Origin of the sequence: Herbaspirillum huttiense (genome assembly GCF_047300815.1) — a bacterium.
Taxonomy (GTDB): Bacteria; Pseudomonadota; Gammaproteobacteria; order Burkholderiales; family Burkholderiaceae_D; genus Herbaspirillum; species Herbaspirillum huttiense_A.
In genome coordinates, this window is record NZ_CP178608.1 from 3,658,583 (window position 1) to 3,670,929 (window position 12,347).

The 12,347-nt window shown below is 64.9% G+C and carries 6 protein-coding genes; 2 read left to right on the forward strand and 4 right to left on the reverse strand.

The annotated features are described in order from the left end of the window. Positions 1-12 precede the first annotated feature (12 nt). On the reverse strand, positions 13-930 hold the full coding sequence (locus ACLRDN_RS16805) for an ABC transporter permease (RefSeq protein ID WP_209535617.1): 918 nt from the start codon (positions 928-930) through the stop codon (positions 13-15). Between the two features lie 71 nt (positions 931-1,001). Further along, entirely contained in the window at positions 1,002-2,540 is a 1,539-nt protein-coding gene (locus tag ACLRDN_RS16810) for an ABC transporter substrate-binding protein (protein ID WP_413457209.1), read from the reverse strand. Between the two features lie 335 nt (positions 2,541-2,875). Between ACLRDN_RS16810 and ACLRDN_RS16815 the strand changes: the two genes are divergently transcribed. Beyond that, positions 2,876-3,787 carry a LysR family transcriptional regulator gene (locus ACLRDN_RS16815; RefSeq protein ID WP_413457210.1) on the forward strand — a complete coding sequence of 304 codons (912 nt, stop codon included), beginning with the start codon at positions 2,876-2,878 and terminating at the stop codon, positions 3,785-3,787. Positions 3,788-3,850: 63 nt separating this feature from the next. Here ACLRDN_RS16815 and ACLRDN_RS16820 read toward each other — a convergent pair whose 3' ends face one another. Both ACLRDN_RS16820 and ACLRDN_RS16825 read right to left on the reverse strand, forming a co-directional pair. Further along, positions 3,851-7,861, reverse strand: a complete 4,011-nt coding sequence (locus ACLRDN_RS16820) for a S8 family serine peptidase (RefSeq protein ID WP_413457211.1) — start codon at positions 7,859-7,861, stop codon at positions 3,851-3,853. A gap of 331 nt (positions 7,862-8,192) precedes the next feature. After that, positions 8,193-9,308, reverse strand: coding sequence for an autotransporter domain-containing protein (locus ACLRDN_RS16825; RefSeq protein ID WP_413457212.1), 1,116 nt, complete (start codon positions 9,306-9,308; stop codon positions 8,193-8,195). A gap of 115 nt (positions 9,309-9,423) precedes the next feature. On the opposite strand from ACLRDN_RS16825, the gene ACLRDN_RS16830 reads away from it, so the two are divergent. Continuing rightward, entirely contained in the window at positions 9,424-12,282 is a 2,859-nt protein-coding gene (locus tag ACLRDN_RS16830) for a hypothetical protein (RefSeq protein WP_413457213.1), read from the forward strand. Positions 12,283-12,347: the final 65 nt, after the last annotated feature.

Here is a 12,347-nt window from a genome sequence, read left to right on the forward strand (position 1 = left end):
CTCCAGACAAGATCAGCGGGTACGGATGCGCGGGTCCAGCAGCGCATTGATGACATCGGCCAGGAAGGTCAGACCGATATAGAACATGGCGATGATGAGCACCACGGCTTGCACCACCGGATAGTCGTTGCGCGAGATGGCGTCCCAGGCGAGCTGCCCCAGCCCCTGCATCGAGTAGACCGATTCGATGACCACCGAACCCCCCAGCATGAATCCCAGCTCAACTGCTGCCAGCGCCACCACCGGGATGACCGCATTGCGCAAGGCATGCTTGAACACTACCCGCGATTTGGAGAGGCCCTTGGCACGTGCCGTGCGGATGTAGTCCGAGCCCAGCACCTCCAGCATGCCCGAGCGGGTCAGCCGCATCATGGCAGGCATGGCGTAGTAGCCCAGGGCCACGGCGGGCAGGATGAAATGCTGCCAGCTCTCGTTGCCGGCCACCGGCAGCCAGTGCAGGGTGACGGCGAAGAGCAGGATCAGCGTCAGGCCGAACCAGAAGCTGGGCATGGCCTGCCCGACCACGGCAATGAGCAGCGCCGTGCGATCCAGCCAGGTATCGCGATAGAGCGCCGCCAGCACGCCCAATGGAATGGCGGTCAGGATCGCCAGCAGCAAGGCACTGCCGCCGAGTTTGATGGTGATGGGCAGGCGTTCGGAAATCATTTCCATCACCGGCCCCTGGAAGTAGAAGGACTTGCCGAAGTCGAGCTGCACGGCGCGCCCCAGCCAGTCCACGTATTGGGTGGTCAACGGACGGTCCAGGCCGAACTGGGTGCGCACCGATTCGACCTGGGCCGCCGTGGCTTCCGGCCCGGCGATGGAGACTGCCAGGTCACCGGAGAGATGCAGCAAGGTAAAGCTGACGACGGACACCGTCAGCGCCACGCACAAGGCGATGGCGAGGCGGCGCAGGAGGTAGATCAACATGGCGATCCTTCCTTGCAAAAGCTGGGCGGATGACGTCGGGAGCGGCGCACGGACCCCGTGCGCCACCGGGTTTATTTCCAGGAGGCTTCGTAGAAGCGCGGCAACTCGTCCGGATATCCCTGGAACTTCAGCTGCGCATTGAAGGCATAGAAGGTCGAATAGGAGAACATCGGTGCCACGTAAGCCTGCTTGGAAATGAGTTCCTGCGCCTTGGTGTAATTGGCCTTGCGCACTGCCGGATCAATGGAGGTATCGGCCGTCTGCAGGAACTGCTGCAATTGCGGATCCTTGGTGATGTCATCGGCACCGCCCTTGAAGTAGACGCCGGCAAAGGCCGAGGTATCGTTCATCGAGAACGAGCCCCATGAATAAAAGCTCATGGGTGTCTTGCCGCTGCGGTATTCGGTCTGCAGGGCCGCGAACTTCATGTAATGCAGCCGTGCGCGGATGCCGACCTTGCGCAGGTCGCCGATGATGGCTTCGGCGACTTCGCGTTCGCGGTAAGCGTAGATGTCGGTATCGAAGCCATTCGGATAACCGGCCGCCGCCAGCAGCTCCTTGGCCTTGGCCGGGTTGTAGTCAAACTTGATGGCGGCGTTGCTGTCGCAGCCGAACTGCGTGCGGAAGCAGGCGGTATAGACCGGCTGGCTGCCGCCGCGCATGAGGTTCTCGGCATAGCCCTTGCGGTTGATGGCGTGATTGACCGCCTGGCGCACGCGCACATCCTTGAAGGGAGAATTGGGCGCGGAGGTGCCGGTCGCATCCAGGGTGATGAAGCCCACGCGCATGGTCTCGCCGCTCTGCACGGCCAGCTTGGGATTGGTTTTGAGCGAATCGGCCTGGTCGGGCGGCACGCGCCAGATCCAGTCGATGGCCCCGGTCATCAGCTGTGCGGCACGGGTTTCCGGATCGGGGATCACCACGAACTTGATGTTGCCAATCGAGGGCTGGCCCTGCGGGCTCTCCTTGAAGTAGTTGCCATTCTTGACCAGGGTCACACCCTGCCCCGGGGTCACGCTGGTGACCTTGTAGGGACCGGTGCCGATGGGGGCCTTCGAGAATCCTTCCAGCCCGACCTTCTTGAAGTAGGCCGCCGGATAGATGGGCAGCGGACCGGCCAGATATTCCAGCGCTGCGGGGAACGGCCCCTTCAGGTTGATGCGCACCTGGTACTCGCCCAGTTTGTCGACGGTCTTGATCCAGTCGGTGTTCTGGCGCGTGACCGCCTTGGATTCCGGCGAGACGGCGTAATTGAAGGTGAACACCACATCGTCGGCGCTGAACTTGTCGCCGTTCTGGAATTGCACACCCTGGCGCAGATCGACTACCAGCGCGGTGGGTGACTCCCACTTCCAGGCAGTGGCCAGTTGCGGCTTGTACTCGTTGGTCTTGGGATCGCGATAGACCAGCGTGTCCCAGATCAGGTGCGCCAGGATCACGCCTTCGCGCAGGTTGTTGTGGTACTGGCTGATGTTCTCGACTTCGCTGTCGGAAGCGTAGATGAGGGTGTCGTTGGCCTTGCCGGCATGGGCGGCCATCGCGCTCATGGCCCCGGCCACCAATACCGCGCAATGTGACCAGCGCATGAGGGATTTCGGTAGTGCGTTCATTCCTGCCCCTTCGTTTGAATAAGACAATTTAGAAAAAATCGCGACGTCGGGGCTGATACTAGGCTAGGATTTATCGATGCCGCAATCATCAAATTTCTAAGCCTGCGTTGCCGAATCCAGAACGCAAAAATGCTGCACCACAATGAGACCACCCTGGCAAAAGCCGCATCGCTGCTGGGCTGCGGGACGTGGAGCAGGTGCAGCATCGCAGTGCGTGCCCAGCCCGCGCGCACTGCACCAAAGCCGTGAAGCACGCACCAAATAAAGCGCGAAATTATTTGCACCGACCGGGTAAAGTGCCGGTCAGCCTTGGTCAGGATTGAGGGAGTTACCGGATGAAATCACAGCAACTGCAAGACACCGCGCTGCGTTACTTTCTTGAAGTAGTGCGCTGCGGTTCCATCAGCGAGGCCTCGCAGCGCCTCAACGTGGCCAGCTCGGCCATCAGCCGCCAGATCAGCAGTCTGGAAGAGACGCTCGATACGGTCCTGTTTGAACGCCGTCCACGCGGCATGGTGCTCTCGGCGGGCGGCGAGATGCTGGCCGCGCATGCGCGCAAGATGGCCCTGGAGGCCGACCGCGTGGTGGCCGACCTGCAGGCCTTGAAAGGCTTGCGCAGCGGGCGCGTGCGACTGTCGGCCTCGGAAGGTTTTGCGATCGATTTCCTGCCGCGCCTGATCAATGCCTTCCAGAAAAAATATCCCGGCTTCGTGTTCCAGCTCTTCGTGGGCGCACCGGCGCTGGTGTCGCGCCAGGTGCGCGAAGGCAATGCCGATATCGGCCTGACCTTCGCACGCCTGCCCGAGCCCGAGATCAAGGTCGTGCACCGCCAGCCCGGCCCGATTGCGCTGGTGATGCGCAACGATCATCCGCTGGCGCGCTTCCGCCATGTGTCGCTGGGCCAGCTCAAGCCTTATCCCCTGGCGCTGCCCGACCCGACCACGACGCTGCGGCAATTGTTCGACATCGCCTGCAGCCGCCAGCAGGTCGTGATCGAACCGGTGATGACCAGCAATTACATCCAGTCGCTGCACAACTACGTGCTGGACAACGACGCGCTCTCCATCACCGGCGACGTCACCGTGCGCTACCGCATCGAGCGCGGTGAGCTGACCATGCGGCCGATCCGCGACTGTCCGAGCGATGGCCGCTTTGTCGAAGTGCAGACGCTGGCGGGACGGACCTTGCCGCGCAGTGTCGAGATCTTCCTGGATTACCTGGTCGCGGAATTGAGCAAGGACCTGTAAACGCAACACGGCCGCTACAGGAGCGGCCGCGTTGTTTTTGCTTTTCAGCGTTTTACAAAGTACTCAGAAGCGCCAGCTGGCCTTGATGGCCGCCGACTGGTTGATGAAACCGCTGCGGCCTTCAGCATCGAAGCGCAACACGATGTCAGCCGCTTCCACCAACTTGAAGCGGTAGCTCACACCCGCCTTCAACAGCCAGGGAGAACGAGCGGATCCGGGTGTGGTGAAGGACTGGCCAGGCGCACCGGCATAGCTGGCCACCAGGTCATCGCGATCGTTGATGACGTCATAGCTGGCGCCGAGGTAGGTACTGATCTGCGACGCTGCCGTCAGCGTATGGTTCAGGCGCGCCGCCGCGCCGAGCAACAGGGCCTGGCTGCGCTTGCCCTGCACCGACAGGTTCAGGTCCCCTGCCCCGTTCTCGGCGTAGGACGGGCTTTGCAGGCGGGTGTAGTCGAGCTGCAGGGCCGGTACCAGGGTCATTGCTTCACTCAGGGGGAGCGTGACCGATACATTCGAGCCCAGATGCGCATGCCAGCTCTGGTAGCGGCTGCTGGCGATGCGGTTGAGGCCACCGAACTGCATCTGGCGATCCAGCCGATTGCCGTTGCGGCCCAGGTCGGCTTGCCAGCCGAGCGAGAACTCCCCCAGAGGAAGACTGCCGTAAAAAGCCACCATGTTGGACTCGATGCGGCTGCGGCTGCCGGTGCCGGTGATGGCGGTGTTGCCGCTGGTACCGGTGCTGGCATAGGCGTAGGAGAGTCCGACCCGCGCGTCGTCAAACGCCATCTCGGCACCGGTAGCCAGGCCCGAGGTGCTGGCGCTGAAGCCGGACTCGCCGCCGCGGTCGCCCTGGTTGGTGCGCGACTCGAAGGGCATGATCCACACCTGCCGGTCGCCGCCTGCCTCGCCAGAGGACAAGCCGCTGCCTGCGGCGGCGGCCCCCATGTTGCCGGTCTCGGTGCGGCTGGCGATGACGCGGTTCAGGGAGGCCATGGTGCCACGGATGGCACTGGCGCTGACGTCCCGGGGCAAAGTCTGGCTGACTGCGCGCAGCAGGCTTTCCGGATCGGGCATGCGGCCCAGCGCGGTGACCACCTGGGCCATGTCCGCCGTGGAGGGCTGCCGGATCTGGCGGTGCAGCACCGGGGCTACTCGCGCAGCGGCCGTGGCGGCGGCGATGAGCGTGGCCGAGGGGCGCGCTGCTGGGGCTGGAGCCGGTGCTGCTGGTGCTGCTGGTGCCGCTAGGGCCGCTGGTGCTGCTGGTGCTGCTGGTGCTGCTGGTGCTGCTGGTGCTGCTGGTGCTGGTTTATTTTCAGCCGGACCAGTTGGAGCCTGCGTGGCGGACACCTGCGTGCCCGCTGCCTGTACGGCGGGTGCCGGTGTACTGGACACCTGCGTGCCCGTTGCCTGTACGGCAGGTGCCGGTGTACTGGACACCTGCGTGCTCGTTGCCTGTACGGCAGGTGCCGGTGTACTGGACACCTGCGTGCTCGTTGCCTGTACGGCAGGTGCCGGTGTACTGGATGCCTGCGTGCTTGTTTCCTGTACGGCAGGTGCCGTTGTACTGGACACCTGCGTGCTCGTTGCCTGTGCGGATGGCGCGGGCGTAGTGGATGCCTGTGGGGGAGCGGTCGGTTTAGCAGCGGTGTCCGTCGCCAACGTCGCCTGGGCAACCTGCTGGATGCTGGTCGCGTCCACGATGTTCAGGTCCAGCGCAGTGGCGGACACCACCGGCTTGAAGTCGAACAGCAGAGAATTGTCAGTGACATTCAGGCGCGATGCCGTCAGGCTGCCGGCCGTGACCACGCCGGCCAGCGTCTGGCCGCTTCCCAGGGTGGCGGTCTTGTAGACATCCACGGCCAGGTGCGCGTCGGGTACAAAGCTGGCCGCCCCGGTGACCGCCAGCCGGCCGTATTGGCTGGGACTGGCCACGCCCACGGTCAGGGTCTGGTCCGCTGCCAGGCTGAAGGCCGGAACGCTCACAGTGCCCGCGGCGATGGTGGTGTTGCCGCTGTAGCTGAGCGGACCGAGCACGCGCAAGGTCCCTTCGCCCTGCTTGACCAGGCTGCCCTTGCAGCGGCCATCGGCAATGCCGGCATTGAGCGTGAACGTGAAGGCCTGGGTATCGATGCGCCCTTCGCCACTGACGTTGACCGCATTGCCCAAGGCAAGTTGGTCGGCCGCCGCGCGCAAGGTGGTGCCATCGGACATCGCCAGCGGGCCGGTACCCAGCGCGGTGGAAGACGCCACGCCGAGCGTGCCGCCCTCCAGCCGGGTGCCACCCGAATAGCTGTTGTTGCCCGACAAGGTGAGGCTGCCCTCGCCGGTCTTGACCAGGCTGCCGACGTAATCAGCGTCGGTCTTTTTGCGGGCGGCGTCGAGATAGGTGGCTTGGGCGTGATAGTCGCCCAGGGCCACCGTGGCCGGATCTGCGGCGATCAGCCTGGCCATCAACTCCTCCTTGCTCAGCGTGGGACCGCTGCCGGACTGCTTGAGCAGGGCCGCTGCCAGCGCATTGCCGGCGACTGCCTTGTCGGCTTGCTGGAAGGCAGTGTTGTCCTCCTTTTTCTTGCTGGCCTGGAAGGTGGCATTGCGCTGCGCACGTGTCTGGACCAGTGTCATGGCCTCGCCATAGCCGCTCTCTACCTTCGATGCGATCTGGACCGCCGCGCTGGCAGCGGCCGCCTGCAGGGCATCCGGCGAGGCAGCCTCGTGGGCTGCCAGCTGGGCACGATCGTCGCTCTTGCGCTGGATCAGTGCGGCCTCGGAGATGTCGTTGCTCCAGGTGTCGTTGCTGCTGGCGGCAATATTGGCCTTGAAGACGCCCAGCAACTGTGCCGGACCGTTCAGGGCCTTGTTCAGGTCCGGCACGCCCCAGCCGAACATGGCATTGGGCACGTCCACCGGACCGCTGCCGAGGTGCTTGGCGGTGGTCAGCAGGATGGTGCGGATGGCCTGGTTGTCGAGGTCGGGATAGCGCTCCATGAGCAGCCCCAGCGCGCCGGTCACGTGCGGGGCGGCCATGGAGGTGCCGGAAGCGTTGACCAGGTCGGTGTCGGAATTGATGTTCAGACTGGTGATGGCCGAGCCGGGGGCGGAGACGCACCAATACCTGGCCAGCCCGCACTGGTTCGAGAAACTGGGCAGCGCCGAGCTGGCGTTGATGGCGGCCACTGCGATCCAGTTCTGTTCCAGTTCCGGCCGGAAGTAAGGCAGTGCCGAGCGGATATTGACGTTGGCCTTGGCGGTATTGCCGGCTGCCCAGACCATCAGCGTGTTGGATTCTTTGGCCACATCGGCGGCGGCGTCCAGCCAGCTTTTCTTGTTACCGCCTTGCAGGCGCTCGTAAGCTGCGGCCACGCCGCCGATGCTGCCGAAGTCATCGCGCGAATCCGCGCTGCCCCAGCTGCTGTTGATGGCCCGCACGCCCGCACTGGCGAGGTTGCCATAGGCCGCCTTGAAGTAGTTGTAGTCCACGTTCACGCCATAGACCGAACCATCGGTGCCGTTGGTATTGGTGATGTGGTAGTCGCTGGCGAAAGCCACCCCCATGATGCCCGCACCGTTCTTGGCCGCCGCGATGGTGCCGGAGACGTGGCTGCCGTGCTTGTCGTTGAGCTTGCTCAGTGCGCCGGTGGTGCTGAAGGCGTCCCCTGCCTTCCAGGCCTGGCTGCCATCCTGGAACTGCGACCCGTCATTGGCGTAGGTACCGGTGACGGCCAGCGCCTTGACGTTGCGGGTGACGAACTCGGCATGGGTCAGCAAGAGCCCGGAATCGACCGCGCCCAGCTTGATGCCCAGGCCCGAGAAACCAGCCGCGTAGGCGTACTGGGCATTCATGGCACCCAGTCCCCAATCGGTCTGGAATTCCTTGTTGCCCGTCCAGCTGGCCAGGGCGGCAGCAGAGTCGGTGGTGGTACTGCCATCGTAGTTGACGAAACTCTGGGCACCAGCGGGCAGGCTCAGGGCCGGGCCCAGGGTCAGCAGTACGGCGGCGCAGAGACGGTGTAGGCGCAAGCCGGCGGGCGGCGTGGTGCAGGCGGACTTGTCCTGCTTCTTTTTGTGTTTCATCTTCCCTTCCTCGGTCGATCTTTTGGAATTGGCCGGGTCATCGGGAAGGCAACCCCGTCCCCCGTCCTTCTTGTCGTCGCCCCTTGGTGCCGGTTCGAACCGGCTTTTGTAGGGGCGCATTGTCGGGGGACAAGGTCTTTCTGGACATTGTCTTTTGGTGCTGTTCTGGCCGGAGGGAGGTGTAACTTTCTGCGTCAGATGCTGTGCTGACCAGAGGAAGGAGGTGGTGAGCAATGGGCCTGGAGGCGGCCTTGCAAGGCAGGTTCATCAATGCAACGCGGCCGCTTCAGGAGCGGCCGCGTTTGCGCTTTTCAGCGTTTCAGCGCATCGATCAGAAGCGCCAGCTGGCCTTTACGGCTGCCGACTGGTTGATGAAGCCGCTCCTGCCTTCGGCATCGAAGCGCAGGGAAACATCGGTCGCGCCCGGCAGCTTGAAACGATAGCTCACACCGGCCTTGAGCAACCACGGCGAGTGGGCAGGCCCGACTGCGGTGAAGGACTGGCCCGGTGCGCCTGCATAGCTGGCCACCAGGTCCTCGCGGCCGTTGATGAGATCGTAGCTGACACCGAGGTAGGTGCTGATCTGCGAACTCGTCGAGAGCGCGTAGTTCAGCCGTGCGCCGGTACCGAGCAACAGGTCCTCGCTGCGTTTGCCCTGCACCGAGAGGTTCAGGTCCCCTGCCCCGCTCTCCACGTAGGACGGGCTTTGCAGGCGGGTATAGTCAAGCTGCAAGGCAGGTACCAGGTTCATCTCTTCACTCAAGGGCAGTGTGAACGATACCGTTGCACCCAGATGCGCATCCCAGGCCTGGTAGTTGCTGCGGGCGGTGCGGTTCAGCCCACCGAAACGCATCTCGCGCGAGAGGCGGTTGCCATTGCGGCCCACATCAGCTTGCCAGGCCAGCGACAGATCGCCCACCGGAACCTTGCCATACAGGGCCACCACATTGGACTCGATGCGGCTGCGGCTGCCGGTCCCGGTGATGGCCGTATTGCCCTTGGCGCTGGTGCTGGCGTAGGCGTACGACAGGCCGATGCGCCCGCTCTCCAGTTCCATTTCGGCGCCGGTGGCCATGCCCCAGGTGCTGGCACTGAAGCCGGATTCGCCATTGCGGTCGGCCTGGTTGCTGCGCGACTCGAAGGGCATGAGCCACACCTGGCGATCCCGCCTGGCTTCGCCTGAGGACAAGCCGCTACCCACACCGGCGCCGACGTTGCCGGCATCGTTACGGGTGGCGATGACGCGATTGACCGAAGCCATGGTGCCACGGATGGCGCCGTCGCCGACGTTGCTGGGCAAGGTCTGGCTAGCCGCGCGCTGCACGGCTGTCGCGTCGGGCAGGCGGACCAGCGCAGCGGCAACCTGAGCCATATCGCGGCTGGATGGGTTCAGGATCTGTTGGCCGAGCACCGGGGTGACCGGGGCGGCGGCAGCGGCGGCGATCATGGTGGGTGATGGGGGGACGACTGGTGCGGGAGGAGCCGCTAACGGCGCTGATGATGCAGTTGCAGTGGTTGCTGCTGCAGTCGTTGCCTTGCTTCCGGCTTGTCCAGAGCTGCCCTTGCCTGCGGTACTGGTGCCGGTACCGCTCGTGCCGGTGCTGCTACCGCTTGTACTGTTGCTCGCAGTGCCTGCGCCGGCCGTGCTTGTGCCATTGCCACCGCTAGTGCTAGTGCTGCTCGCGGCGGCACTGGCTACGCTACCGCTTGTGCTGGTGCTCGCAGTGCCCGGGCCGGCTGTGCTTGTGCCACTGCCACCGCTGGCGGCGGCGCTAGCTCCGCTGCCGCTGGTGCTGGCGTTCGCAGTGCCTGCGGTGGCAGTGCTTGTGGCATTGCCACTGCCGGCACCGGTGCCGCTCGCGGCGGTATCAGTTCCGCTACCGCTTGTGCTGGTGCTCGTGGTACCTGAGCCGGCCGTACTTGTGCCACTGCCACCACTGGTCGCTGCGCCGCTCACGGCGGTGTTAGTTCCGCTACCGCTTGTGCTGATGCTCGTGGTACCTGAGCCGGCCGTGCTTGTGGCACTGCCACCGCTGGACGCTGCGCCGCTCGCGCCGGTGTTAGTTCCGCTACCGCTTGTGCTGGTGCTCGTGGTACCTGAGCCGGCCGTACTTGTGGCACTGCCACCACTGGACGCTGCGCCGCTCACGGCGGTGTTAGTTCCGCTACCGCTTGTGCTGATGCTCGTGGTACCTGAGCCGGCCGTGCTTGTGGCACTGCCACCGCTGGTCGCTGCGCCGCTCGCGGCGGTGTTAGTTCCGCTACCGCTTGTGCTGGTGCTCGTGGTGCCTGAGCCGGCCGTGCTTGTGGTACTGCCACCGCTGGTGCCAGTGCCGCTCGCCGCGGTATCCGTTGCGCTACCGCTTGTGCTGGTGCCCGCAGTGCCCGCGCCGGCTGCGCTTGTGGCACTGCCACCGCTGCTGGTGCCTGCGCCGCTCGCGGCGGTGTTAGTGCCGCTACCGCTTGTACCGGTGTTCGCAGTGCCCGTGCCGGCCGTGCTTGTGGTATTGCCACCGCTGGTGCCCGCGCCACCCGCGGCGGTATCCGTTCCGCTACCGCTTGTGCTGGTGCCCGCAGTGCCCGCGCCGGCTGCGCTTGTGGCACTGCCACCGCTGCTGGTGCCTGCGCCGCTCGCGGCGGTGTTAGTTTCGCTACCGCTTGTACCGGTGTTCGCAGTGCCCGCGCCGACCGTGCTTGTGGTACTGCCACCGCTGGTGCCAGTGGCGCTCGCCGCGGTATCCGTTCCGCTACCGCTTGAACTGGTGTTCTCAGTGCCTGCGCCGGCTGCGCTTGCGGCACTGCCACCGCTGGCGCCTGCGCCACTCGCGGCGGTGTTAGTTTCGCTACCGCTTGTACCGGTGTTCGCAGTGCCGGCGCCGACCGTGCTTGTGGTACTGCCACCGCTGGTACCCGCACCGCTCGCGGCGGTGTTAGTGTCGCTACCACTTGTGCTGGTGCTCGTGGCACCTACACTGGCCGTGCTTGTGGTACTGCCACCGCTGGTGCCCGCGCCAACCGCAGCGGTATCCGTTCCGCTACCGCTTGTGCTGGTGTTCGCTGTGCCCGCGCCGGCCGTGCTTGTGGCACTGCCACCGCTGGCGCCTGCGCCACTCGCGGCGGTGTTAGTTTCGCTACCGCTTGTACCGGTGTTCGCAGTGCCCGCGCCGACCGTGCTTGTGGTACTGCCACCGCTGGTACCCGCACCGCTCGCGGCGGTGTTAGTGTCGCTACCACTTGTGCTGGTGCTCGTGGTACCTACACTGGCCGTGCTTGTGGTACTGCCACCGCTGGTGCCCGCGCCAACCGCAGCGGTATCCGTTCCGCTACCGCTTGTGCTGGTGTTCGCAGTGCCCGCGCCGGCCGTGCTTGTGGTACTGCCACCGCTGGTGCCCGCGCCACCCGCGGCGGTATCCGTTCCGCTACCGCTTGTGCTGGTGCTCGTGGTGCTCGCACCGGCCATGCTTGTGGTACTGCCACCGCTGGCGCCTGCGCCGCTCGCCGCTGTATCCGTTCCGCTACCGCTTGTGCTGGTGTTCGCAGTGCCTGCGCCGGCCGTGCTTGTGGTACTGCCACCGCTGGTGCCGGTACCGCTCGCCGCGGTGTTAGTTTCGCTACCGCTTGTGCTGGTGCTCGTGGTGCTTGTACCGGCCGTGCTTATAGTACTGCCACCGTTGGTACCGGTGCCGCTCGCAGCGGTGTTAGTTTCGCTACTGCTTGTACCGGTGTTCGCGGTACCCGAGCCGACCGTGCTTGTGGTAATGCCACCGTTGGTACCGGTGCCGCTCGCGGCGGTATCCGTTCCGCTACCGCTTGTGCTGGTGCTCGTAGTGTCTGCACCTGCCGTGCTTGTGGTACTGCCACCGTTGGTACCGGTGCCGCTCGTGGCGGTGTTAGTTTCGCTACTGCTTGTGCCGGTGTTCGCAGTGCCAGCGCCGACCGTGCTTGTGGTACTGCCACCGCTGGTGCCGGTACCGCTCGCCGCGGTATCCGTTCCGCTACCGCTTGTGCTGGTGCTCGTGGTGTCTGCACCGGCCTTGCTTGTGGTACTGCCACCGCTGGCGCCTGCGCCGCTCGCGGCGGTGCTCGTTTCGCTACCGCTTGTACTGGTGTGCGCAGTGCCCGCGCCGGCTGCGCTTGCGGTACTGCCACCGCTGGCGCCTGCGCCGCTCGCGGCGGTGTTAGTGCCGCTACCGCTTGTGCTGGTGCTCGTGGTGTCTGCACCGGCCGTGCTTGTAGCACTGCCATCGTTGGTACCGGTGCCGCTAGTGCCCGCGCTTGATGTATCTGGGTTGTCTGCACTTGTGCCGCTGCCAACGGCGGTGCCGCCACCGGCCGGCACGATCACCGCTACCTCATCTGCCGCCCGGGCAATGATCGGCATGCTCAAAGCGGGCCCAAGTGTCAGCAGTACGGCTGCATAGAGACCGCGCTTGCGCAAACCACCAGGCGACACCATTCCAACCGCCTTGGTCTGCTTCTTTTGCTT